This window comes from Rhodococcus sp. H29-C3 (assembly GCF_030063405.1).
GTDB lineage: Bacteria > Actinomycetota > Actinomycetes > Mycobacteriales > Mycobacteriaceae > Rhodococcoides.
Genome location: NZ_JASITC010000001.1, coordinates 687255 through 712730, shown reverse-complemented (window position 1 = coordinate 712730; position 25476 = coordinate 687255). Strand labels below are relative to the sequence as shown.

The 25476-nt window shown below is 62.8% G+C and carries 21 protein-coding genes and 1 tRNA gene; 9 read left to right on the top strand and 13 right to left on the bottom strand.

All coding sequences use genetic code 11. From position 1 onward, the window contains the following. Positions 1-41 precede the first annotated feature (41 nt). The 6 genes from QMK32_RS03500 to QMK32_RS03475 form a co-directional block, all read right to left on the bottom strand. A complete protein-coding gene (locus tag QMK32_RS03500) occupies positions 42-806 on the bottom strand; it encodes a GntR family transcriptional regulator (RefSeq protein WP_283472994.1) in 765 nt (254 codons plus the stop codon). A 16-nt stretch (positions 807-822) separates the two neighbouring features. Then, positions 823-1899, bottom strand: a complete 1077-nt coding sequence (locus QMK32_RS03495; RefSeq protein ID WP_283472993.1) for an ABC transporter ATP-binding protein — start codon at positions 1897-1899, stop codon at positions 823-825. 2 nt (positions 1900-1901) lie between these two features. Then, positions 1902-2798 carry an ABC transporter permease gene (locus QMK32_RS03490; RefSeq protein ID WP_283472992.1) on the bottom strand — a complete coding sequence of 299 codons (897 nt, stop codon included), beginning with the start codon at positions 2796-2798 and terminating at the stop codon, positions 1902-1904. Continuing rightward, positions 2786-3694, bottom strand: coding sequence for an ABC transporter permease (locus QMK32_RS03485; protein ID WP_283472991.1), 909 nt, complete (start codon positions 3692-3694; stop codon positions 2786-2788). The genes QMK32_RS03490 and QMK32_RS03485 overlap by 13 nt, the downstream gene beginning before the upstream one ends. After that, complete coding sequence (locus QMK32_RS03480; RefSeq protein ID WP_283472989.1) at positions 3694-4794, bottom strand: ABC transporter substrate-binding protein; 1101 nt, start codon at positions 4792-4794, stop codon at positions 3694-3696. Before QMK32_RS03480 ends, QMK32_RS03485 begins: the two co-directional genes overlap by 1 nt. A gap of 239 nt (positions 4795-5033) precedes the next feature. Then, complete coding sequence (locus QMK32_RS03475) at positions 5034-7391, bottom strand: DEAD/DEAH box helicase (protein ID WP_283472987.1); 2358 nt, start codon at positions 7389-7391, stop codon at positions 5034-5036. Between the two features lie 433 nt (positions 7392-7824). Here QMK32_RS03475 and QMK32_RS03470 point away from each other — a divergent pair, with 433 nt between their 5' ends. The 6 genes from QMK32_RS03470 to QMK32_RS03445 all read left to right on the top strand — a co-directional run bounded on the left by QMK32_RS03470 (position 7825) and on the right by QMK32_RS03445 (position 14100). Next, positions 7825-8028, top strand: coding sequence for a cold-shock protein (locus QMK32_RS03470; protein WP_084345600.1), 204 nt, complete (start codon positions 7825-7827; stop codon positions 8026-8028). 177 nt (positions 8029-8205) lie between these two features. Continuing rightward, complete coding sequence (locus tag QMK32_RS03465; protein WP_269302419.1) at positions 8206-8793, top strand: hypothetical protein; 588 nt, start codon at positions 8206-8208, stop codon at positions 8791-8793. A 144-nt stretch (positions 8794-8937) separates the two neighbouring features. Beyond that, entirely contained in the window at positions 8938-11937 is a 3000-nt protein-coding gene (gene topA / locus QMK32_RS03460) for a type I DNA topoisomerase (RefSeq protein ID WP_283472985.1), read from the top strand. A gap of 168 nt (positions 11938-12105) precedes the next feature. Further along, entirely contained in the window at positions 12106-12621 is a 516-nt protein-coding gene (locus tag QMK32_RS03455) for a DUF3558 domain-containing protein (protein ID WP_283472983.1), read from the top strand. A 73-nt stretch (positions 12622-12694) separates the two neighbouring features. Then, positions 12695-13882, top strand: coding sequence for a DNA polymerase III subunit delta' (locus QMK32_RS03450; protein WP_283472982.1), 1188 nt, complete (start codon positions 12695-12697; stop codon positions 13880-13882). Between the two features lie 145 nt (positions 13883-14027). After that, positions 14028-14100, top strand: a tRNA-Thr gene (locus tag QMK32_RS03445). Positions 14101-14460: 360 nt separating this feature from the next. On the opposite strand, the gene QMK32_RS03440 is transcribed toward QMK32_RS03445, so the two are convergent. The 4 genes from QMK32_RS03440 to QMK32_RS03425 form a co-directional block, all read right to left on the bottom strand. Further along, positions 14461-15480 (bottom strand): LLM class flavin-dependent oxidoreductase, encoded by a 1020-nt coding sequence (locus QMK32_RS03440; RefSeq protein ID WP_283472981.1) that lies wholly within the window; start codon positions 15478-15480, stop codon positions 14461-14463. 272 nt (positions 15481-15752) lie between these two features. Next, positions 15753-16214, bottom strand: a complete 462-nt coding sequence (locus QMK32_RS03435; RefSeq protein WP_283472979.1) for a hypothetical protein — start codon at positions 16212-16214, stop codon at positions 15753-15755. 36 nt (positions 16215-16250) lie between these two features. After that, positions 16251-17921 (bottom strand): phospholipase D family protein, encoded by a 1671-nt coding sequence (locus tag QMK32_RS03430; RefSeq protein WP_283472978.1) that lies wholly within the window; start codon positions 17919-17921, stop codon positions 16251-16253. A 70-nt stretch (positions 17922-17991) separates the two neighbouring features. Then, positions 17992-18351, bottom strand: coding sequence for a YybH family protein (locus tag QMK32_RS03425; protein WP_283472977.1), 360 nt, complete (start codon positions 18349-18351; stop codon positions 17992-17994). Between the two features lie 70 nt (positions 18352-18421). On the opposite strand from QMK32_RS03425, the gene QMK32_RS03420 reads away from it, so the two are divergent. Further along, positions 18422-19297, top strand: a complete 876-nt coding sequence (locus QMK32_RS03420) for a LysR family transcriptional regulator (RefSeq protein ID WP_283472976.1) — start codon at positions 18422-18424, stop codon at positions 19295-19297. Positions 19298-19321: 24 nt separating this feature from the next. Here QMK32_RS03420 and QMK32_RS03415 read toward each other — a convergent pair whose 3' ends face one another. Continuing rightward, a complete protein-coding gene (locus QMK32_RS03415) occupies positions 19322-20452 on the bottom strand; it encodes an NADH:flavin oxidoreductase (protein ID WP_502943526.1) in 1131 nt (376 codons plus the stop codon). Between the two features lie 92 nt (positions 20453-20544). On the opposite strand from QMK32_RS03415, the gene QMK32_RS03410 reads away from it, so the two are divergent. Both QMK32_RS03410 and QMK32_RS03405 read left to right on the top strand, forming a co-directional pair. Further along, positions 20545-21366 (top strand): SDR family oxidoreductase, encoded by an 822-nt coding sequence (locus QMK32_RS03410; RefSeq protein WP_283472973.1) that lies wholly within the window; start codon positions 20545-20547, stop codon positions 21364-21366. 70 nt (positions 21367-21436) lie between these two features. Continuing rightward, positions 21437-22582 (top strand): acyl-CoA dehydrogenase family protein, encoded by a 1146-nt coding sequence (locus QMK32_RS03405; protein ID WP_502943525.1) that lies wholly within the window; start codon positions 21437-21439, stop codon positions 22580-22582. Positions 22583-22658: 76 nt separating this feature from the next. On the opposite strand, the gene QMK32_RS03400 is transcribed toward QMK32_RS03405, so the two are convergent. Further along, complete coding sequence (locus QMK32_RS03400) at positions 22659-23768, bottom strand: NDMA-dependent alcohol dehydrogenase (RefSeq protein ID WP_269302445.1); 1110 nt, start codon at positions 23766-23768, stop codon at positions 22659-22661. 84 nt (positions 23769-23852) lie between these two features. Then, positions 23853-25469 (bottom strand): sigma-54-dependent Fis family transcriptional regulator, encoded by a 1617-nt coding sequence (locus QMK32_RS03395; protein ID WP_283472971.1) that lies wholly within the window; start codon positions 25467-25469, stop codon positions 23853-23855. Positions 25470-25476: the final 7 nt, after the last annotated feature.

The following is a 25476-nucleotide window of genomic DNA, read 5'->3' as shown; positions in this document are numbered from 1 at the left end:
CGAACTCGGGCAACGGATCCTTTTGTCAGTCGAATACCAGGCTAAGTGTCGCGCCGCGAACCGACCCGACTGGTCCCTCCGGCGGCCAGTGAATTGCGGACCACAAAGGCAACGGATTCAGCGGCGTACAGGTCGATCGAGCATTCGAGGACCTCGCCGAGCGGGTTCGTCGTCCGCCTGATCGTGCGCAGCAGCGGCGCTCCGGGGGCAAGGCCGAGCAATTGAGCCTCCCCGGGAGTTGCTGCGACCGCGGCGATTGCATGTTCCGCGTCGGCGAACACGATGCCGTGATCACCCAGCCGATCGGTGATCGACTGGGTATCGAGGTCGATCGCTGCGATCAACGGCGCGAGGGACTCCGGGTAGTAGGTGCTCTCGATCATTGTCGGCACGTCGCTCAACAGTCGAACGCGGTGGGTGTGAAAAACGTTCGCGCCCTCGGGAACTCCGAGCTTGTCCGCAACAGCGTCGGACGCCGGCACCACTCCGACGCTCAGTGTTCGGCTACTCGGTGTCTCACCGAGGCTGCAAGCCCACAGGGAGAAGCTGACCAGCTCGCTCATCGACTGTACGCGCGGGCCGCTCCGGATTTGTCTGCGCGCACCGCGGCGCGACGACACGACCCCGGTGGACCGCAAGAATGCGAAGGCCTGCCGGATCGTCCCACGCGAAACTCGGTACGTCGCCGTCAATTCGTTCTCCGAGGGCATTGTCGATCCGTCAGCGAAGTCCCCGCGTTCGATTGCATTCTGGATGTCCGCGGCAATCGAGCGGTACAGCGGCAGGCTGTTCTCGCCCTTGGTCATCGTCACACCGTACCGATCATCCGGCCGGCGCCAGTAGTACCGGACGGTTGAGCAGCGACACTCGGACCCGTGATCCGGGCGTCAATGTTGCCGCGCGATGGCTTGCGACGTCAGCGAGTAACACCTTTCCGGTCGGCTGAGTCAACCGCAGTCGCGTCGTCGCGCCGTAGAAGGTTGCTGTCGTGATGATCGTGTCGCCGCCGGGGGCCTCGTCGACCAATACAGCCTCGGGACGCGTCAGCACGGTGACGGGGCCCATGCCAGGCCATTCGCCGTCACAGGTCAGGATTTGTTCACCCACCTGCACCGTGCCTCGTTCGACGGCAACTCCGGGGACGTGATTCATCGTGCCGACGAACTCGGCTACGAACGGCGTCGACGGGCGCTGGTAGACCTCGTTGGGCGGCGCGCACTGCTCGAGCTTGCCGGCACGCATGACCGCGACGCGGTCGGCGATTGCCAGAGCTTCCTCCTGGTCGTGGGTGACTAGGAGAGTGGTCACGCCCAGGTCCAGCTGGATGCGGCGGATCTCCTCGCGCAGTTGGTAGCGGACCTTGGCGTCGAGCGCGGACAGCGGCTCGTCGAGCAGGAGGACACGCGGTGAGATCGCGAGGGCGCGCGCCAGCGCGACTCGCTGCTGCTGCCCGCCCGACATCTGGTGCGGATACTTATGCATGTGGTCGGCGAGACCTACCAGGTCGAGGAGCTCGCGGGCGCGGGCCAAGCGGCCGTTGCCGCGTTCGCTGCGCCCGCGCAGGCTGAGCCCGAATGCGACATTGTCCTGGGCGGTCATGGTGGGAAAGAGGCTGTAGGACTGGAAGACCATGCCCATGTCCCGGCGATTGACCGGGAGAGCCGACGCGTCGACGCCGTCGACGAGGACCTGTCCGCCGTCGGGTCGGTCGAAGCCGGCAAGGATCCGCAGCGCGGTCGTCTTGCCGCAGCCCGACGGTCCGAGCAGCGCCACCAGTTCGCCGGGCTCGAGGTTGAGATCGAGTCCGTCGAGCGCATTGACGCTGCCGAAGGTGCGGCGCACGCCGACGAAGCTGACGGTTGTGCCCTCGGTCGCGAGGCGAGCGTGGGGGTTCGTCATCATCATTCCTTTCGTAGACGTGCTTTGGATGTTCTGCCGGCAACCGCCACCGCAATAAGCAGCAGCGCCCACGTGAAGACCAAGCTGAGCAGGGACAGTGCGACTTGCAGCTGGCCGTCGGTGGCACCGGACTGGGCGAGCCAGACCGGGAAGGTCGGGAAGATCAGGATCTTCGCGATCGTGTACTCGCCCATCACCAGAGCGAAGGCGAGGAAAGCGCCGTTGAGGATCGACGTGCGCAGAGCTGGGAGTACGACTCGCCAGAGCACCGTCGGCCACCGCGCACCGAGGTTCTGGGCGGCCTCCACCAGGACTGTCACCTTCGAGCCGCGAAGTCCCGCGTCGAGGCTACGGAAGGTGAACGGCAGGGCGACGACGACATACATCAGTGCGAGCACCAGTGGAAGCGACTTGTCTTGCAGTGCAGTGAAGAACGACGAGATTTCGACGTACTCGCTGCCGTTGCCCCAGCCGAGTACGCCGCGCACACCGACCACCAGGGCCACCGGAGGGATCACCAGCGGCAGCAGAGAGAACGCCTCGACGTAGCTGCGCATCTTCGGCAGCCTGAGGTGCACGATCAGCATTGTGGGCACCATGATCCCCAGCGTGATCGTCACCGCGATCACGCCGAGTAGTAGGGAACTCGTCATCGAGTCGGTGAAGCCGGGTGCGGAGAAGATTCGGGTGTATGCCGCCAGGTTGAGGCCGTTGGCGCCATCCACCGTGAACCAGAAGGCAACCAGCGCCGGACCGAGGAAGTAGATGGCCGCGATGGCGAGGACGATACCGCGCCAATACCGCACGGGTGGGCCGTTTGTGCTTGTGCGACGGACTTTTCCGGATGCGACGCCACTATCGGCGATGTTGGACTTGGGTGCGTCGATCACTGCAACCATCGTGAACTCCTTCGCTGCATCAGCTGGTAGAGCAGGGTCAGGGGAACTACGACCACGATCATCGACAGTGCCAGGGCGGAGCCCAGATTCTCCTGTCCAGCAAGAACATTCCCAGACAGGGCACTGTCGATGCGCAGCGGCGTGATCGACAAGGTGCCGTTCGTGAGCGCCTCCGCCGTTGCGAACGAGGAGAATGCGGTGCAGAACAGCAGCGCGAGGCTGCCGAGGAAGTGGGGCAGCAGGGCCGGGCCGGCGACATAGCGCCAGTAGTGCCAGCCCTTCGCGCCGAGGCCCTCAGCCGCCTCTCGCCACTCGGGGCGCAGGCCCTCGAGAGCCGGTGTGATGGTCAGGACCATCAGCGGGATCAGGAAGTACAGATAGACGAACTGCACGCCGTTCTGCGAGTACAGGTCCAGCCCCAGGTCCTCGCGCAGCGACAACCCTAGGTGCTCCCGGACGAAGGAGGTGAGTACGCCGGCGTTGCCTATCGCCGCGACGAAGAGGAAAGCCAGGGGCAGTCCGCCGAAGTTGGCGAGGACAGCAGCACTGGTGGAGACCATCCGCTGCAACACGCCGCCGCGACTGGTGACTACCGCGTACGCGAGGACGAGGCCGAGCGCTGCCGCGATTACAGCGCTGATCAGCGACATCTTCGTACTGTTCCACAGAGCGTCCAGATACGGACCGCTAAGCGCCGCAGTCATATTCGCGCCGCTAAAGGTGCTGACACCGCCGTCGCCCTTGACTCGGAAGGCAGAGTAGGCAATTACTGCGGTAGGAAGGATGAAGAAGATCGCGACGTAGCCGAAGAACGGCACCAGTCCGAGTCGGCTCCACAGTTGAGTCGAACTGCTCTTCGTCTTGATCCGGGTCGACGGTGGGCTCGTAGTTCTCATTACTCGACCGCGCCGGCCCAGGTCTGCGTCATCGTGTTCTTCGCAGCGGTAGACTGTGCGTCCGTGGGGAATTCGGCTTTCACAGTGACGGCGGGCAGGTTGCCGGCGAGTGCCGGGTCGACGGTTCCGGCTTCTTCCATAGCCGGGAGACGCGCCGGGCGTGCGTATCCGGCGAGGTAGCCGTTCTGGCCCTCGTCGCTGTAGAGGTATTCCTGCCACAGGCGCGCGGCGGCGGGGTGCGGGGCTGTCGCGTTGACGGCCTGCGCGTAGTACGAACCGATGGTCGCGTCACCCGAGACTGCGACGGTCCACTGCACACCGGAGCTCGCCAGATCCTCGGTCTTCGCGGCGTTCAGGTAGTCCCAGTCGACGACGATGGGAGTCTCGCCGGATTCGATCGTCGCGGCGGTCGCCTTGACCGGGACGTAGTTTCCGGCGGCCTTGAGTTTGCCGAAGTATTCGATGCCGGGCGCAATGTCATCGACGGAGCCACCGTTGGCCAGGGCGGCGGACCAGACGGCCATCAGGGCTGAATTGCTCTTGAGGGGGTCGCCGGTCAGTGCGACCTTGCCCTTGTACTCGGGCTTGGCGAGATCCGCGAACGACTCCGGGCACGCCTCGATCTCGGCCGCGTCGCAGCCGATCGAGATATAGCCCCCGTAGTCCGCGTACCAGTCGCCGGTGGCGGCTTTCTGCGACTCGGGAATGCTGCCCCAGGTCTCAACTTTGTACGGGGCGTACAGGCCCTCTTCAGCTCCGCTGATGGCGAACGCAGTACCGACGTCCACTGCATCTGGCGCGCGGTCTTGGCCGGCGAGGGACTTGATTGCGTTGACCAAGTCGGCGCTGCTGGCCTCCGGGTTGTCGACCGTGACCGTGATGCCGTACTTGGCGCTGAAGTTGTCCATCAGGTTGCCGTAGCCGGCCCAATCGCGGGGCAGGCCGATAAGATTCAGCGAGCCCTCCTCCTGTGCGGCCGCGATCAGGGCGTCCATCCCGCCGAGATCGGCAGCCGACGTCGCCGACGCCGCAGCGGGCGCATCACTCTTCTTGGTGCAGGCAGTTCCGGTGAGGGCCACGGTGCCTGCCAAAATAATCATTCCCGCTCTTCGAATCGTTGTACGACGCACGGTGGACTCCAATCTGAATTCGCATTCGCTGCCATGTGGCAACCACGCGAATCAGACTTTGCGGGCGCAAGTTGTATAGCCAAGATACTTATCGAGTCTGCAAGGTGAACGAGGACTGAACGTATCGAGTCCACCAGCCAACCGAACTGGCGCGCGTTGACACTGCAGCGCTTGCCCAGTCGTCTGTGGGACCCGCGGCAGGAGTTACCTCAGCGGGGGCCCGCCCGTAGGGCACCGAGTACCGTTTCCAACACCACGACCGCGCCAGGCTTGTCCAGCGGATCGTTACCGTTGCCACATTTCGGTGACTGAATGCAGGACGGACAGCCGGTCGGACACTCACATGATTCGATGGCATCTTTCGTCGCGGCCAGCCATTCTCGGAGCGCGCTGTGTCCCCGGTCGGCGAATCCTGCACCGCCGTCGTAACCGTCGTAGACGAAGACCGTGGGCAGCCCGGTGTCCGAGTGCAGTGCCGTCGACACGCCGCCGATATCCCAACGATCACATGTTGCGATGAGCGGAAGTAGGCCGATGGCAGCGTGTTCGGCGGCGTGGAGTGATCCCGGGAATCGTTCCGCCGGTATCCCTCTGGCCTCGAGTAGCTCCGGTGTGATCGTGTACATCACCGCGCGGGTGTCCAATGTCTGTTCGGGCATGTCGAGATCGATGGAATCGAGGACCTCGCCGGAGTGCAGACGTCGAAGATAGCCGACGACCTGATGGGTGACGTTCACCTGAACGAGTGCCGTGGTCACCTCGCCGAAATCCTGTTGTGAGTGCACGGCCGTGACCACGATGTCGGTTCTCTCGCGGGCAGAGGTACTCCAGTCCGGCTGCTCCGGATGGACGAGCGCGAGTCCGTCCTCGAGATCCAGCTCGTCGACGACGAACGATTCACCCTGGTGAATGTGTACGGCACCGGGATGCGCTGTAGCAGGGGCTCGGCCGCCATCGACGGTCCCGAGCATGCGACCCGATCCGCCGTCGACGATGGCGACCTGAACGCCGATGCCGCCGCGGATGTTCACGGCGGCATGCGGAGTCATATTCTGGCCCTCAGGTGTGATGAACCATCCGTGCGGGCGTTTGCGAACTAGCCCGTCGGCAGCCAGAGCGGTGAGCACCGACTCGGCCTGAAGCTCCGCTGCCTCGTCGGCAGTGATCGGTAATTCTGCTGCAGCGCACAGTATTTGCGGGCGGAGGATGTACGGGTTGGTCGGATCGGTGACCGTTGCCTCGATGGGCTTGTCCAACAATGCTGCGGGATGGTGAACCAGGTAGGTGTCGAGTGGATCGTCGCGGCCGACGAGGACGACGAGAGATCCTTCTCCTCGCCTTCCCGAGCGGCCGGCCTGCTGCCAGAACGAGGCGACGGTCCCGGGGAATCCTGCGACGATGACAGCGTCGAGACCGGCGATGTCGACGCCCAATTCGAGAGCGTTGGTCGTGGCGACACCGAGTAATGTGCCATCGGAAAGATCCGACTCCAATTTCCGTCGATCATCCGCGAGATATCCCGCACGGTAGGCGGCAACCCGAGCGGGTAGGTCTCGATCGACGTCGGCAAGCAGTCGTCGAGTGCCGAGAGCGGTGACCTCGGCTCCTCGTCTGGATCGGACGAATGTCAGTGTGCGAGCGCCCTCTATCATGAGGTCGGCCATGATGCGCGACGCTTCGGCGCCTGCCGACCGGCGAACCGGCGCCCCGTTCTCGCCCGTGATTGCTTTCAGCAGCGGCGGTTCCCACAGTGCCACTGTGCGGGGGCCGTGCGGAGATCCGTCCTCGGTGACCTGCGCGCAGGGAGCGCCGACGAGACGGGTTGCCGCCGCTCCGGGATCAGCCGTCGTGGCACTCGCCAGAACGAAGGTGGGTGAGGCACCGTAACGCGCGCAGATGCGTCGAAGGCGCCGAAGTATCAGTGCCACATTTGAACCGAACACACCACGGTAGTAGTGGCATTCGTCGACGACGACGAATTTCAAGTTCCGCAAGAATCTTGCCCACCGCTCGTGCGCGCCGAGAATTCCGATGTGCACCATGTCCGGGTTCGTGAAAATCCAGCGTGCATTGGCGCGGGCCCACTGTCGGGTTTCGATGGGCGTGTCGCCGTCGTACGAGCTCGGGAAGACCTCGCCCAATTCCGGTGCTTCGGTGCGTAACTCGTCGGTGAGGGAGATGGTGCTGCGGAGTTGGTCTGCGCCCAGTGCCTTCGTCGGTGCCAGATACAGTGCCGTCGCGCGGGGTTCGTCGAGAAGTGTCGACAAGATCGGCATCTGGTATGCCAGTGACTTTCCCGACGCCGTACCGGTGGACAAGACGACGTGCTGACCATCGATGGCGAGCGTCGCGGCGTGAGCCTGATGACTCCACGGTCGGGTGATTCCTCGGGAAATCAGCGTGCGGCTCACTTCAGGCTTCAGCCATGACGGCCAGTCGACGAATTGTGATGCCCGCCCCGGCAACTCCGCGATGTGGGTCAACGGATCCTCCCCGGAGGGGGTGCCGGCGAGCACTCGGTCCAGTAGTGCGCGACCGTAGCTCTGCTGTGGAACCGGTTGGGTCACGTACTCTCCATACTTGAAAATCGAACGAAGTGCATACAGCGGCGAGGGTCACGACCTGCGGTTTTCATGCTATCGGTCAGCCGGTTGGTCACCTGCAGTGGGACGGTGTCGCCGCTGGTGAAGGCGCGCGACGGTGTCGTCGGTCAGCTCCGTGGTCATCAAGATCGACAAAATGTTCGGAAAGTGCGGATTCCGACTGTTGCGATTGCTGGGAACATGGTTCACTTGCCTTGGTCGCAGCTTCTGTGTTCGTTCACGTTCGCAGGAACTAATGTTGCGAACGGTGTGCTTTTCAGAGCGTTTCCTGAAGGGATCTCTGTTCTTTGCAGGGGTTCCTCGCGAGGGGGAATTCAGGAAGTACAACGGTCGGAACCGGCCCGGTGGACTGTATGCGCTGTCCGCCGCATCCGGTGTTAGAAAGAGAAGGAACAGCATGGCACAGGGAACTGTGAAGTGGTTCAACGCCGAAAAAGGCTTTGGATTCATCGCACCAGAAGACGGGTCCGCTGACGTCTTCGTTCACTACTCCGAGATTCAGGGCAACGGATTCCGTACCCTCGAGGAGAACCAGCGCGTCGAGTTCGAGGTCGGCCAGGGCACCAAGGGGCCCCAGGCAACCGGAGTCCACGCGGTCTGATCGACAATCGCCCGCACTGCGGGTTCGAATCGACAATCGTCATCCCCCTCTTACGTTCGCGCTTTCTGCGAACGACAAGAGGGGGATGAGTTGTTTTCGAGGGTGGCGTGTCATCCGGTCGGGCGAAACGCGCACATGAGGCGTCGGTTCGACCGACTATGTCCTACTGTCCACACTGTGAACCAGCTGTCCTTCTTCTCCGCCGAGTCGTTGCCCCCATCGGTGACCGACTTGAGCGGGCTGCTGGCGTCGACCGGACAGGTCGTCGTGTCAGCGGCGGGGGCGCGTATCTCTGTCGTCGTCGACAGTGAATGGCGGGCCGAGGCGATCGCAGATCTGATCGCCGAATGTGGGTTGGTCTCCGAATTGGGCCGGTCGGAAGAAAATCGCCCGCTGGTTCGAACGGCCTCGGTCGCGGACCTGGCACCGCTGGCCTCGCTGTGGACCAAGGGCGCGGTGAAGGCGATGCCACCCGGCTGGGTTCCTGGATCCCGTGAGTTACGGGCCTGGGTTCTGGCCTCTGGCAGGCCGGAGGCAGAGGGCGAACGTTACGTCCTCGGCCTCGATCCGCACGCTCCGGAAACGCATGCACCGCTCGCGCAGGCGTTGATGCGTGCCGGAATCGCGCCGACCCAGATCGGTACTCGCGGTCCGATGCCAGGCCTGAGAATTACCGGACGTAGGCGCATGATGAGGCTGGTGGAGAACGTCGGACCCCCTCCGGAGAACGCGGAGGCTCGTGCCGGTTGGCCACACGCCGACTAGGGCGTTCAGAAGCCGATCTGCGAGAATTTCGACGGCGTATGTCACTCTGTTATCAGGCGGACCGAAAGAAAATGTCGGATTCGACCGGTAAAAATGCACACGGAGTGTCTCGAGTCAACGCAATAGGAAAGGTTCGGCAACAAGGTGGCAACACGGAATAACGGCACGGGGGACGGGTCCACCGGCAGCTCTGTTGAGCCGCGCCGTCTTGTCATCGTCGAGTCCCCGACCAAGGCGAAGAAGATTGCCCCGTACCTCGGTCCGAACTACGTGGTCGAGGCATCCGTCGGGCACATCAGAGACCTCCCACGTGGAGCAGCCGACGTGCCTGCCAAATACAAGGGTGAACCGTGGGCCAGGCTCGGCGTCAATGTCGATCACGACTTCGAAGCTCTGTACGTAGTGTCGCCGGAGAAGCGGAGCAAGGTCGCCGAGCTCAAGAGTCTGCTCAAGGACGCCGACGAACTTTACCTGGCCACTGACCCTGACCGCGAGGGTGAAGCCATTGCATGGCACCTCCTCGAGACCCTGAACCCGAAGATCCCAGTTCGACGCATGGTGTTCAACGAGATCACCAAACCGGCCATTCTGGCAGCGGCCGCCGACACCCGCGAACTCGACCAAGATCTTGTCGACGCGCAGGAAACCCGCCGAATCCTCGATCGTCTATACGGCTACGAGGTCAGTCCGGTCCTGTGGAAGAAGGTCATGCCGAAGCTCTCGGCGGGCCGTGTCCAGTCCGTCGCTACTCGCATCATCGTGCAGCGTGAGCGTGACCGGATGGCGTTCCGCACAGCCGAGTACTGGGACATCTCGGCGACACTCGACGCCGGAGCCGATGCGGCACCGCGCAGTTTCGGTGCCCGTCTGGTCAACGTCGATGGCAATCGTGTCGCGTCGGGTCGAGACTTCGGAGCCGACGGCAAGCTCAAGACCGACGCCGTGACCGTTATCGACGAACCACGTGCGCGCAGGCTCGCCGACGCACTTCAAGGCGTCGACCTGACCGTCGCGTCTGCCGAGGACAAGCCGTACACCCGCAAACCGTACCCACCGTTCATGACGTCGACGCTCCAGCAGGAAGCCGGCCGCAAACTGCGTTTCAGCTCGGAACGAACCATGCGCGTTGCGCAGCGGTTGTACGAAAACGGCTACATCACCTACATGCGTACCGACTCCACGAACCTGTCGGAGTCCGCGATTACAGCCGCACGGGCCCAGGCAACCGATCTGTACGGTGCAGAATACGTCCATCCGTCGCCGAGGCAGTACACACGCAAGGTCAAGAACGCGCAGGAGGCACACGAGGCCATCAGGCCTGCGGGTGACGTGTTCCAAACGCCCGGCCAGCTCCATTCGGCGCTGCAGACCGACGAGTTCCGTCTGTACGAGCTGATCTGGCAGCGCACGGTCGCATCGCAGATGGCGGACCTTCGCGGCACGACTCTTACTTTGCGCATCACCGGAACAGCAGGCACCGGCGAAGAGTGCACGTTCTCCGCGGCGGGTCGCACCATCACTTTCGCAGGCTTCTTGAAGGCCTATGTCGAGAGTGTCGACGACGAGGCAGGCGGCCAGTCCGACGACGCAGAATCCAGACTCCCTGCGCTGAAGGCCGGGCATGCGGTGACCGCTACCGCGCTCGATCCGGATGGGCACACGACCAACCCACCCGCTCGGTACACCGAGGCCTCACTGATCAAGACCCTCGAAGAGTTGGGGATCGGTCGACCGTCGACGTACGCCTCGATCATCAAGACCATTCTCGACCGCGGATACGTCTACAAACGTGGCAGCGCGTTGGTGCCGGCGTGGGTGGCGTTCTCGGTCGTCGCACTCCTCGAGACGCACTTCGGTCGACTCGTGGACTTCGACTTCACTGCCGGGATGGAAGACGATCTCGACGCCATCGCCGGTGGTCGCGAACGTCGGGGTGATTGGCTCAACAGCTTCTACTTCGGTGGCGACACCGGTGCCGAAGGTTCTGTCGCACGTTCGGGCGGACTGAAGAAGATGGTCGGCACCAACCTCGAGGACATCGACGCTCGCGAAATCAACTCGATCAGGCTGTTCGACGACAGCGAGGGACGCGAAGTTCATGTACGCGTCGGACGCTACGGTCCATATCTCGAGCGGCTGGTCCGCAACGACGACGATCCCGATGGGGATCCGATTTCTCAGCGCGCCAACCTGCCCGACGACCTTCCCCCTGACGAACTCACGCTCGAGTTCGCGGAAAAGCTGTTCGCGACCCCGCAGGAGGGCCGCAAGCTCGGCGCCGACCCGCTCACCGGCAACGACATCGTCGCGAAAGAAGGCCGCTTCGGTCCTTATGTGACGGAGATACTGCCCGAGCCGCCTGCCGAACCGACGCCTCCCGAGCCAGACATCGTTCCCATCCCGCAGGGTGAGGACGGTGGCGGCGGTACCAAAACTGCAATCAAGAAGGCTGCTGCGAAAAAGGCGCCCGCCAAGAAGGCCGCGAAGAAGGCCACCGGCCCGAAGCCGCGTACAGGCTCCCTACTCAAGTCGATGGACCTCGCGACCATCACGCTCGACGACGCGCTCAAGTTGCTGTCGCTGCCGCGAGTGGTCGGCGTGGACCCCGAGTCGAAAGAGGAGATCACCGCTCAGAACGGCCGTTACGGCCCATATCTGAAGAAGGGCACCGACTCTCGTTCGCTCACCGACGAGGAACAACTGTTCACCGTCACGTTGGAAGATGCTCTCGAGATCTACGCCGAACCGAAGCGTCGCGGACGTCAGGGTGAAGCGAAGCCGCCCCTCCGCGAGCTCGGGGTCGACCCGGTCAGCGAAGCGCCGATGGTCATCAAGGACGGCCGATTCGGGCCGTACGTGACCGACGGTGAAACCAACGCCAGCCTGCGCAAGGACGACGATGTCGCAGACATCACCGATGATCGTGCGTCGGAGTTGCTGGCGGACAGGCGTGCTCGTGGCCCGGTGAAGAAGAAGGCCACCAAGAAGGCGACGACCAAGAAGGCCACCGCAACAAAGACTGCGGCCAAGAAGGCACCGGCAAAGAAGGCTGCAGCCAAGAAGGCGCCTGCGAAGAAACCCGCGGCGAAGAAGGTTGCCGCGAAGAAGACCGTCGCGAAGAAGACGCCGCCGGCTGAGGGTTAGCCGCTCGACCCTTTTTTGCTTGAATGGTCCATTCACGGTCTCTGCCAACGTGAATTGGCAATTCAAGCTATCTGTCATCTTGAATGGACCATTCAAGATGACGGGTGCTGGCCGAGCACGACTGGGTAACGCTGGAACCAGCGGGGCGTTCGCTACGTCCAAGTGGTTGTGAGGAAGAAACTAGCCGTAGTTGCATGCTGTCTTCTCGCGTTGTCGGGGTGCGCTCGATCGGTCGAGGGCAAAGCTGTCGTCGAGGACCCGTGGCATGGGCAAGGCCAATCGAGTTCGGCGATGCCGCCGTCGACCGAGGCGGTAACTTCTGCGGAGTTCGACCCATGCGATTTCGACGAAATCACGCTGACGATAGCGGTAGGTGTGGATCCGAAGACGGTCGTACCGATGTCGGGCGGGTGCGTCTGGACGGGTGAGGATGTTGCGTTCACTGCCACGATCAAGGCAGGCCTCCCGCTGGATTCGATCGAGGGAACCTCCGGTGTCACCGACCTGACCTACATCGACGTAGGTGCGCGAAGGGTTCAAATCTTCGCTTACATGGGTGATTCTTGTGTGGCCGTGGTCGATATCGACGGCCGAGCGCTTCAGTTCGTCATGATCGAGAAGGACTTCAGCTCGTTCTGTATCAGATTGAGCGTGGCGGCGAGAATGCTCGTGGAAGACATCTAGGTCGGGTGATCCGTCCATCCGGCAGTACCGCGACCGTCTACGGCGTCGTACTCGACGACTAGGATCACCACCCATGGCAGGAGTATTCGATCGGCTGATCGGCCAAGAGGACGTCGAGTTGCAGCTGACCACTGCAGCCGTCGGCGCACGCAACGGCGATACCGGGTCCGCCATGACTCACGCCTGGCTTTTCACCGGGCCTCCCGGCTCAGGACGTTCGGTGGCCGCACTGTGTTTCGCCGCCGCCCTCCAATGCACGGCGGAAGGCTCACCGGGCTGCGGCGAGTGCCATGCCTGTTCGACGACGATGGCAGGAACCCACGGCGATGTTCGACGCGTCATCCCGCAGGGTTTGAGCATCAGCGTCAAGGAAATGCGTGACATCGTCTCGATAGCGTCGAGACGTCCGAGCACCGGCCGGTGGCAGATCGTCGTGATCGAGGACGCGGACCGGCTCAGCGAGGCCGCCGCCAACGCGCTGCTCAAAGTTGTCGAGGAACCGCCGACGCGGACCGTGATGCTGCTATGTGCGCCGTCGACCGATCCGGAGGACATGTCGGTGACCCTGCGGTCACGCTGCCGGCACATCCCCTTGGTGACGCCTACTGCGTCGGCTATCGCAGGAGTGCTGCAGACCCGCGACAAGCTGGACCAGAAGACGGCGGAGTGGGCCGCGTCGATCAGTGGCGGTCATGTCGGGCGCGCTCGACGTCTCGCCAAAGACGAGGACGCCCGTGCTCGACGGACGCGTGCGCTGGGGCTCGCATCGGCCGCCGCTCGCCCCACACAGGCTTATCTCGCAGCCGAGGAGATGGTGAAGGCCGCCGAAACAGAAGCGGCGGAGATCAGCGCTGCGCTCGACGGGACCGAGATGGAGGAGCTTCGCACCGCATTGGGTGCCGGCGGTACCGGTAAGGGCGCCGCGGGCGCGCTACGAGGGTCTGCGGGGGTCATCAAGGAACTTGAAGCGCGGCAGAAGTCGCGCCGCACCCGCAACGTGCGCGACTCGTACGACCGAGCACTGATCGATCTCGCCGGCCTGTATCGCGATGCGTTGGCCCGCTCGTACGGGTCGACGGCCGTGCTCAATCACCCCGACATGGCCGAGCAGATCGAACGAATGGCCAAAGGTGCCTCACCCGAGGCGCTGCTGAAGAGTATCGAGGCCATTCTGCTCTGCCGTGAGTCTCTGGCCCTCAACGCCAAACCGAAGTTTGCGGTGTACGCCATGGTGGCGTCGTTGGGTTCGGCGCTGAGCTGACCCCATCGCCTGGGTGCTTCATCGAGGCTGCCCCCATCGCTTCAACGGTTCATTCAGGCTGACAGATAGCGTGAAGTGGCCGTTCAAGCAGGCGATTTTCATTTGAGCGGGATGCTCCGTTAGACTCACGAACGCCGAAAGGCACGCCGCCTTAGCTCAGTCGGTAGAGCATTTCACTCGTAATGAAAAGGTCAAGAGTTCGATTCTCTTAGGCGGCTCAGAGACGGAAAGCCCCTCACCCGCAGGAACCGGTGAGGGGCTATTTCGTGTGATGATCCGGGCAACCGGTCGGATCGACCGGCGACGTCGGGACGCGGTCGCCTCACGTATTCGGGCCTCCGATTCGGTGTGCGGCTCCGCTGGCCAAGGCGGGACCGAGGGCGGCTGCCACGATCGACCCGGCCAACAGATGGCACAAGTTCCTGCCTGGTCAACGCACCGACGAAATTGCCGGTGTACTACGCAAACACCGAAGCGGTGGTGTGCCAGATACCGGTCCGCATCGATCCTGCAGACCGATACCACCCCTTGCGCGCCTGACGGCGAAGTCGCCGCCGGAACGTCTGCGAATCGGCGTGCTACCGCCACCCGAGTGCTGGGGCAACTTCGGTGAGTAGCGCGTCGAGGACGTGGGCACAGTAATCGACACCCAGTTGATTGGGGATGGTCAGTAGCAGGGTATCGGCGGCGGCGATGGCCTCGTCCTCTGCCAGGTCCGCGATGAGCTGATCAGGCTCTCCGGCATAGGTTTTGCCGAAGCGGGCTTTGCCTCCGTCGAGGTAGCCCACCTGGTCTCGGCCTGTGCCTTCGCGGCCGAAGTAGGCGCGGTCGAGATCGCTGACGATGGGAAAGATGCTGCGACTGACCGAGACTCGGGGCTCGTGCGAGTGGCCTGCGTCGGACCAAGCTTTACGGAATCGAACGATCTGCTCGGCCTGGAGCTGATGGAACGGCACACCGGTGTCTTCGCTGAGGAGGGTCGAGCTCATCAGGTTCATACCCTGCTCGGCAGCCCATTCGGCGGTCTGCCGGGTGCCTGCACCCCACCAGATTCGGTTGCGCAGTCCCTCGGAGTACGGCTCGAGGCGCAAGAGTCCGGGGGGATTGGGGAACATCGGCGACGGGTTCGGCTCGGCGAATCCCTTGCCTTCCAGTAGCTCGAGGAACTGTCGGGTGTGCTCGCGGGCCATCGCTGCGTGGTCCGACCCCTCCGGCGGTGTGTGCCCGAAATAGCGGTATCCCTCGATGACCTGCTCGGGCGATCCCCGACTGATCCCGAGCTGAAGCCGGCCGCCCGAGATGAGATCCGCGGAACCGGCGTCCTCGGTCATGTAGAACGGGTTCTCGTACCGCATGTCGATGACGCCGGTACCGATCTCGATCTTGCTCGTTTTGGCACCGACTGCGGCGAGGAGCGGGAACGGTGAGGAAAGTTGGTTGGCGAAATGGTGGACGCGAAAGTAAGCGCCGTCGGCACCCAATTCCTCGGCAGCAACTGCGAGATCGATGGATTGTAGGAGGACGTCGGAGGCCGATCGAGTCTGCGACTGGGGATTTGGCGTCCAATGGCCGAAGGACAAGAACCCGATGTTCTTCATATGCGTCTACTTCCTCGAAGTCCGGCAAAAGTTGGCTGCACGCCCCAACATACACAGCTTAGGTTCTAGCTTCAACCAAAAGTTACTCACAGCCTTGTAATTCAATTATATGCTGTCCTACCTGCGAATATAGTGATAGCCGTTAGATCTATCCACAAGCCATCCACAGCCCGAAGGCCTTGGTCCTCGAGTTATCCACAGTTTCATCCACACCCTGTTAGTGCATATGTTCGAAACAGAAATACCGGCAGGTATCGAGTGGAGTTTTCGCGCTAAGCGGCACGACGTGTCTGTCTGAATCGCGCCACAAGCCCCCCGGCGACGACGACTTGGCCGATGAACAGCGCGAGAGGCAGCATCAACAGCTCCCACCCTGTCGTGGCGAAGTATCCCGCCCAGAGAACAATCGCGAAAGCGATTGTCCAGGTGATGATCTGCCCGGCAGCCATGGCTGCGCTTGCGTATTGTCCGGCGCGCAGCACGCGCGGAAGGGCGATAGCCCCCGTGACCGCTCCGATTAGGGAAGCAATCACACCGACCACCGTCGGAAATACCACCATCAGCTCGAACAGCGGCCCCGGTTCGATCACACCGGAGACCACTAGCTGAGGGACGCAGTACAGCAACACCAACATTGTGCAGAGCACCGTCAGGGCCGAAAGGTACGTCAGTGTCACCTTCACGATCAGGTTGTTTTTAGTAAAGTTTGATGCCACACACTCGTCATGCCCCACGATCTCATGCTTCCAGTGGGTCGCACTGACACCCAGTCAGAAGTGCTTGCGCAGCCGCATCCCGAAAGGGCGACCGTCCGGATCGACGAACACCCGGTATGCCAACGATGCGAGCCGTTGCTGCCATTCCGGCGGCACCTCGATGTTGTGTGCGCGCAACCTTCCCGCAGGCCGTGGTGCCGCCCCCGGTGCGTGATGCCACTCGTCGAGCCGATCGGCGCTCGCACCGACGACGTCGAAGAACGAGCCGGGATCGAGAAGATCCGCGTCGTCCCCCGGCGCGCGATCGAGGTGCTCGCGCATCAGCTCGAGGCGTAGTGAACGTGCGAATACCCGGGCACGGTCGCCGTGACCGCCCGGGTCGACCGGCTCACGGCGATCGATCTCCTCGTCGATGATCGCGGCCGTCAACTCCGAATCGTGTGTCCACGAGCGGCGATTGAAGTTGTCCGAGCCCACGGCCGCCCAGACGTCGTCGATGATGCAGACCTTCGAATGCACGTACACCGGTATGCCGCGGTCGTTTTCGATATCCAGCACCAACACTCGGTCGCCACCGGCCTCTCGAATGACATCGAGCGCCGCGGAGTGACCGAGCAGCGCCGACGGGATGGTGATCGCGCTGTCGTCGTCGAGATGCTTCGGGACGACGATGACGAGCCGAAGGTCGGGTGAACGTCGTAGTGCAGCGGCGAAGACACGTGCGACGTCGACGGACCACAGGTACTGATCTTCTACATACACCAGCTGGCGAGCGCGACGAAGAGCTTTCGCATACGCGCGAGCGGCACTGCGCTCACCCTTGGTGGCGAACGGATACGCCGGTCGACGGCGGGGGTACGTCCGGAGTAGCTGCACCGAGCACGATCCCAGCGGATCGGGGCCGGCAGGTGACTCCGGGAGTTCCGAAGGCTCGCGCGTCACTCCCCGGAGAATGTCCGGAAGAGCGTGCCAGGGCAGCCGCGACAAGGCAGCCGGGTCCTCCCACCGTTCTCGAAACACATCCTCGACGTCGCGGACTGCGGGGCCCTCTAGTTGCACCTGCATGTCGTGCCACGCGGGAGTCTCGCCGTACTCCGGGGGGAAGGGCCTACTGATGGGGTCGCCGAAGTGATCGGCATCGTCCCGGCGGGCGCGTGCTAGATCGATGCCCCCGACGAACGCGACGTCCTGAAGGTCTTTGCCGACATAGCGAATGACCACGAATTTTTGATGATGGCTTCCCAGCATCAGTACTCGCTGGTCGAGGACGACCTCGCCGCCCGACTCTTCCAGTCGCTCGGCGAGCTTGCGGTTCTTCCGTCCCGCGAACCCGAGAGTCTCCATGTGCGAGCGCCACACCATGCCTTTGACGATCCCGCCGCGCTCGGCGACGCCGGACAGTGCGTCGTCGACTGTCTCGCCGTCGTCGGTGAGGAGCTGATCCGGATCGCCGCGCCAATCGGTGAAGAAGACCAGGTCGTCACGACCAGCTTCGGACAAGGCCTCTGCGAGCCGCGCGAAGTACTTCTTCCCGTGCACCAGCGGCGTGACGCGATTGCCCTCGGTCCACGCTGCGATCCGGGTATCGGGATTATCGCGTTCCTCGGCGCTCAGGAACCACGGATGGGCCGAATCGAAATCTCGAACCTCGTCGTCAAGGGCGGTGATGCTGCGTCCGAGTCGCTTCGCCACCACGTCGATCATGCGGCGTGCCCGCTGCGTCATCACGCACGAGATTCTGTCAGAGTCCCGCACGATCTGCCGCATCCAGATGGCATGCGCGTGCTGGTCTTGCTCAGGTCGTCGAGTTGAACTCGGGCTGATCGATGATGCGCAACCACGACCCGTCGGGCTGACGCTGCACGACCTGCGCACGTGCGCCTGCGTCGTCCTTCGGCGCCGTGGACGTCAGCGCAATGTCACCGTGGAGGAGCGTCGGGAGGACTTCCTCCGCTTCGAAGCGTGGACCGTGTGCAAGAACCGATGCCCACAGTTCTTCGATCGCGACGCGTCCGACAGTTGTTTTTCCTGTGGGATAGGCCATGACTGCATCCTCGGCGTACAGCGCGGCGACGCCTTCCGCATCGCCTGTGTTGGACCGCTCGACGAAAAGTCGGGTGATATCTTCTGGGGTGAGTGCTTTCTCTCGTGTCATGTCTCCAGATTGCAAGTGCACGAACCAGAAGTCCAACAGATTGTAGCGATCGAAACTAGAATCTCGGCTTATGGAGCTGCGTCAACTGGAATACTTCGTGGCAGTAGCGGAAGAGTCGAACTTCACCCGTGCTGCGGAACGGGTGAAGGTCAGTCAATCCGGCATCAGTGCCCAAATTCGTGCACTCGAGCGCGAGGTGGGCGCACAACTGATCGATCGCAGCAGTCGTGTCGCGACGCTGACGGTCGCCGGTAAGGCAGCGATCGAACATGCCCGGACTGCCCTGAGGTCTGCTGCAGATCTTCAGGTTTCCGTCGACGAAGTCCATTCGCTCGTGCGGGGTCGCGTCAGCGTCGGCATGGTCACCGCATGCACCGTCACCCCGATGTTCGACGCGTTGGCCGACTTCCACTTCGAGTATCCCGGTGTCGATATCTCACTGGCCGAGGGCAATTCGGACGATCTGATCGCAAGAATACGATCGGGTGCACTCGACCTGGCCCTCGTCGGCACCGCCTCGGCGCCACCCGAGGGGCTTGATTCGATGGTCATCATCGCCGAAGGACTCGCAGCGTGCGTTCCCGCACAACACCCACTCGCATCCGAGAGCACTGTGAGCCTGAACCAGGTATGCGCGTATCGAATCGTCTGCCTGCCCCCGGGCACCGGAATCAGAGCAGTCTTCGACGACGCCTGCGCAGACCAAGGCATCGTCGCCGACATTGCCTTCGCCGCGAGCGCCCCCGCCGCAGTCGCGGACTTGGCCGCGCGCGGCATGGGCGTCGGAATACTCAGTCGATCGATGGCAACCGCTTTCACCGATCAGTTGATTGCGGTGCCGATATCCGGTGTCACCATCGACGCAGTTCTCGCTCTGGTGTGGTCGGACAGGCCGAGTGCCGCAGTGAAGGAACTTCTCGCGGGCATGCGAAGACGCTTTGCTTAGCTGATGTTGCGCCGCGAGCCTGACTCAGTTCAGCGAGGTGATGTGCTCGCGGGCGAACGGGATGCGGTCGTCGAGACGTCCCTGCTGAACCTTGTTCACCCATTCCGGGTCGGACAGCAATGCCCGGCCGACGGCGACGATGTCGAACTCTCCACGCTCGAATTGCGCGAGCAGCGGGTCGAGACTGGTTGTACCTGCGGTGGAATCTTTGCCCCATGCGCCGGTGAATACCTGGTCGAGGCCGACCGAACCGACTGTGATGGTAGGCAATCCGGTGATCGACTTCGTCCAACCGGCAAGTCCGCGTTCGCCTTCCACCCCGGACAGCTCCGGGAAGGCGGGCTCCCAGTGGCGTCGCGTCGAGGGGTGCAGAACATCGACACCCGCGTCGGCCAGCGGAGCGAGGATGCCTTCGAGTTGCTGCGGAGTCTGGGCTAGGCGGGCGTCGTAGTGGCCCGATTTCCACTGCGAGAATCGGTACACGATCGCGAACTCCGGCCCGACGGCAGCGCGAATGGCTGCGACCACCTCGGCAGGGAATCGGGTACGCGCCTCCAGCGAACCGCCATATCCGTCCTCGCGAGTGTTGGTCTGCTCCCACAGGAACTCATCGAGAAGGTACCCGTGCGCACCGTGCAGTTCGACGCCGTCGAATCCGGTCTTCTTGGCGTTCACTGCGGCATCGACCCAGAATTGCTTCTGTTCTTCCAGATCAGCGGCGGTGAACGCTCGGCCGACCGGCGAGCCGTCGAGAGCGAGTCCCGACGGGCTGACGGTGACGACGTCGGGGTTGAACCTCGGCGTCGCGCCACGTTCGACACCGAGATGCCATAGCTGAGGGATGATCGCGCTGCCCTCGGCGTGTACCGCGTCGACGACGCCCTTCCAGCCCTCGAGGCTTTCGTCGCCGTGGATGTGGGGGACTCGGGAGTCCGGGCCTGCGGCCGGGTCGGGGATCAGCGTGCCCTCGGTGATAATCAGCGAGGTCCCACCTGCGGCTCGCCTGCGGTAGTACTCGGCGACGTTTTCGCGGGGCACTCCACCTGGAGAGAACGCGCGTGTCATCGGTGCCATCGCGAAACGATTGCGCAACTTCAAGGACTTCACCTCGATGGGGGTGAAGAGTCCGGCTGCGTCGAGGTCGAGGTTGCTCACTGCGGGTTGGGTCACGTAGCGGTCCAACTGATAGGGCGTGGCCGCTATTCCTTCGAGTCGATGTGCGACGGGGCGCGTGCTATACCTGGGTGATGAAGGTTACAGGCAAGGTCGCGATCGTCACCGGTGGCGGCGGAGGAATCGGCGGAGCGCTCGCCGAGCGACTGGTCACCGAAGGTGCCCGCGTGGTCGTGTCCGATCTGAACGCAACGGCTGCTTCGGAGGTTGTCTCTCGTATCGAGCAGACAAGTCCGGGCGCGGCGGTGTCCCTCGGCGGGGATGCATCCGTCGTCGAGGACATCACTGCACTCATTGCGCTCGCCGAGGATACTTTCGGACCGGTAGACCTTTATTTTGCCAACGCCGGGATCGGCGGTGCGCCGGGATTGGACGCCAGCGAGGCCGACTGGGATCTGTCCATCGACGTCAATCTTCGTGCGCACATCAGAGCTGCGCAGCTGCTGGTTCCCACGTGGATCGAACGCGGTGAGGGATACTTCGTCAGTACTGCTTCTGCTGCAGGGCTGCTCACTCAAATCGGTTCTGCCACATACTCGGTCACCAAACATGCGGCCGTGGGCTTCTCGGAGTGGCTCAATGTTACCTACGGCGATCGTGGTGTCAGAGTCAGCTGCTTGTGCCCCATGGGCGTCAACACCAAGTTGCTGTACGAGGGGCAAGAGTCCGGGAGTGCCTTGGGTACCGCTGCGACCAAGGCAGTGTTGGCCGCCGGTGACGTCCTCGAGCCGGCCGATGTCGCCGAGATCGTGCTCGCCGCGATGGACGCAGAACAGTTCCTGATTCTCCCGCACGCCAACGTGTTGGACATGTACCGCAACAAAGGATCCGATTACGACCGGTGGCTTCGCGGAATGCGCCGCTACCAAACCGCTCTCATGGGCGAAAACAACTGAGGGGAAACACGTGTCGTTCTTCGAAACTACCGACCGGGCCAAGAAGTACGAAACCGACCTGCTCGAGTTCATGGACTCGCACATCTACCCGGCGGAGGCCGTGTACAGCGAACAGATGCGAGAACTCGGCGATCCACACGGTCAGCCTCAGATCATCGAGGACCTCAAGAAGGAAGCCCGGTCACGGGGACTCTGGAATCTCTTTCACCCGCACCCTGAATGGGGGTCAGGGCTCACCAACCTCGAATATGCACCGCTCGCCGAGATCATGGGTCGAAGCCTGCTCGCACCGGAGGCATGCAATTGCAACGCCCCCGATACCGGCAACATGGAGGTCCTCACGCTTTTCGGGACCGAGGAGCACCAGGAAAAATATTTGAAGCCACTGCTGGACGGCACAATTCGGTCCGCATTCGCCATGACCGAACCTGCAGTTGCCAGTTCCGATGCCACCAACATCGAGATGAGCATGGTGCTCGACGGTGACGACTACATCCTGAACGGCCGCAAGTGGTGGACGTCCAACGCGTTGCACAAGAATTGCAAGGTGCTCATCGTCATGGGTAAGACCGATCCGGATGCGGCCACCCATCGCCAGCAGTCGATGTTGGTCGTCCCGATCGATGCTCCCGGCGTCACTGTGGTCCGCAATCTGCCGGTCTTCGGCTACATCGACCGAGAAGGTCACGCCGAAGTGCTCTTCGAGAATGTTCGAGTGCCGTCGAAGGATGTGTTGAAAGGCCCGGGTGAAGGTTTCGCCATCAGCCAGGCGCGTCTCGGGCCTGGTCGCATCCACCATGCGATGCGGACCATCGGTGTGGCCGAGCGTGCTCTCGAATTGCTTTGTCGTCGTGCGGTATCGCGAGTCACGTTCGGAAAGCCGATTGCGACGCGGGCCAACATTCAGGACTGGATCGCGGAGGCTCGCATCGATATCGAGATGACGCGCCTACTGACTTTGAAGGCCGCATACCTGATGGACACGGTCGGCAACAAGCAAGCGCGAACCGAGATCGCAGCCATCAAGGTTGCTGCGCCCGAGATGGCTCTGAAGATCATCGACCGCGCCATCCAGGTCCACGGTGGGGGCGGCGTCAGCGACGACTTCCCACTCGCCATGATGTACGCCCACATTCGTGCCCTGCGACTCGCCGACGGTCCCGACGAGGTCCACAAGATGTCCATCGCGAAGATGGAGTTACGCCAATACATGTGAACCGCATCCGAGTGATGACGCACATGAGCGGAAATACGTCCTGGGGGACGTATTTCCGCTCACGTGCTTCGGGCGCCTAGAAGTGGATGACACCTCGCATGTTCTTGCCGTCGCGTAGGTCCTGGTATCCCTCGTTGACCTGCTCGAGGCTGTACGTCGTGGTGATCAACTCGTCCAGCTTCAGCTGCCCGGCGTCGTAGAGGCGCAGTAGTCGAACGATGTCGTACTGCGGGTTCGCCGACCCGAACAGAGTGCCCTTGATCGTCTTCTGGTTGAGCGTGAGATCGGTGCCCGAGACGTGCACGGTCAGGGCCGCAGGATCGGCAAGACCGGTGATGACGACGGTTCCGCCTTTGCCGATCGCGGCGGTCGCAGCCTGGACGACTTCTTCGTCGACGGTCCCAACGAGGATCAGCGCTTGATCGGCACCCTGTCCCCAGGTGAGCTCGGTGAGCTTCTCCTGTGCTGATGCGTAGTCCGCAAAAGCGTGCGTGGCACCGAATTTCAGTGCTTGGTTTCGTTTGAATTCGAGTGGGTCGACGACGATGACGTGCTTGGCGCCGGAGTGAACAGCGCCTTGCACGGCGTTGATGCCGAGGCCGCCGATGCCGTAGATGATGACCGAATCGCCCGCTCGGACCCCACCTGCGTAGACGGCGGTTCCCCAGCCTGAGGGGACGCCGCAGCCGACGAGCACTGCGATTTCCAATGGCAGCCAGTCGTCGACCTTCACGACCGAGTGCTGGGAAATGGTCGCTCGATCGGCGAAGGTGCCGAGCATGCACATGGCGCCGAACTCGGTGCCCTTGCTGTCACGACGGCGGAAGCTGCCGTCGGTCATGCTGCCTTCGAGGATGGTGGCGCCCATGTCGCACAGGCTCTGTCGGCCGGTCGAACAGTAGCGGCAGGTGCCGCAGTTCGGGATGAACGAGCACACGACGTGATCGCCGGGCTTGACCTTGGTGACGCCGGGGCCCACTTCTTCGATGATTCCTGAGCCTTCGTGGCCGCCGACGATCGGAAAGCGCGGGGGAAGGTCGCCGTCGAGGAGGTGCAGATCCGAATGGCACAGACCAGCGGCGACGTACTTGATGAGTACCTCACCGGGGCCTGGGCCGTCCATGTCGAGTTCGATGATCTCGAACGGCTTATGGGCCTCGAACAGAACAGCTGCTTTGATTTTCACGAAAGTCTCCTACCGGTAGGTGGCGCTTTACCATCGTGACCTGGATCACACGCGGTGAGTGTTCAGATATTGAACAACCTTTTCTCAGCCCACGATCCCGAGGTCTTTCATTCGCTTGTAGAGCGTCGTTCGGCTGATGCCCAGCTTCTCCGCGGTGGTTCGTTTGTTACCTCCGTGGCGTTCGAGTTCGCGAACGATCGCTTCACGCATAGCGGCGTCAAGGGTTCCCAGACATGTGGAGGGTGCTCCCGATGTCGGCCTGATCAGATCCCGCGGCGTGATGTCACCGACCGAACGTGTGGCGGCAACCTCGGTCACCTCGCTCCTCAACTCGGTCAGATTGCCGGGCCAGTCGTAGCCCATAAGCGCAGTCATCGCAGCTGCGGTGATGCGACGGTCGGGTCCGCCCGGTACTTGCGCCAGGAAAGTGCGCACCAGACCGGGGATCTCGTGCCTACGCGTTCGGAGTGGGGACAGTTCGATCGTCGAACTACATGCGGTGAGGAGTTGACGGTGCTCAGCTGACGCTGCAGACGTGGGACTCGAAGACAGGGCAAACCACGCAGCCGCGCTCTCGAGCTGTACATAAAGACTTCGCGCGATGATCGGCGTGAGCAGATGGACATGCTCGATCACCACTGCGCCGTCAGGGTCGGCGAGTGCGGCGCCCACAAGAGTCATCCACTCGGTCGTGTCACGTGTCACCAGATCGACGGCGTCGAAGAACTTCGCATCAGCGGCCAGATCGGACAACACCGTAGTTCGCCCGGAGCCGGGTTCGCCGCTGACGCTGACGGTGGCTCCACGCTTCTTTTCGGCGCGGATCAACGGTGCAGCGGGTCTGCTGCACGACCCTTCGCGTAGCGGATCGATCTCGATCACGATGCCCGCACCGGAAGCCGGACGTTCCCATCGCACGGTGGCACGCACCCCCGAACTCAACGTCATCGATCGGACGACGCCTTGGCGGTGCATGGGATCGTCGGTCAGTGCCCGCAAGGCAGCGTGATCGACAGCATCGAGAAGTGTGCCCGCGCTGGTGTTCTCCAAAAACATTTCGTCGGCTATCGCGACGGCCGGTGCTCCGCGCCTGCGTGCCGACGCGCGCTGGAACGCTCCGAAGAGAAGTTGTTCGCTCCACCGGGTTTCCTCGAAGAGCCGGTCCTGGATATCCGAGACAGCATTGCCGAGCATCGGCTCGAGCAGAGGATTGTCGTCCGGTTCGAGGAAAGTGATGTCGAGTACGCCCTCGATTCGGCGGGTGATGGGGTGGACGATCGGATATCCGTAGCAGCTGAACATCTTCATCGATTCCATGAAATGCTCTTCGCCACGAACCGATACCGGCTTTCTGAGCTCGTACACCGTCGCGATCGAATTGGTGCCGGAGGTGTTCTCGGTGAAAGTCCGACCCACCACCGTGCCCGTCGACTCCACTAGAGTGCGGACGGCGTCGGTACCGAATCTGATGTCGACGAGCTTGGCTTCTCGGTCGGCGAGGATGACGCAATAGCGGCTGCCGCGCAGGACGCTGTCCATGCGGTCGAGGACCGGGTCGGCAGCGGAGAGTAAGCGTGAGCGTCGGTCCACTTCGGAGACGCTGAAGTTCTCCAACGTGTCCGACGGGTCGAGGCCGCTGAGCCGGGCTCGGTTCCACGACTGTGCGATCTGTTCACGAACCAGTTCCACGGTGTTCTCCACTCGGTGC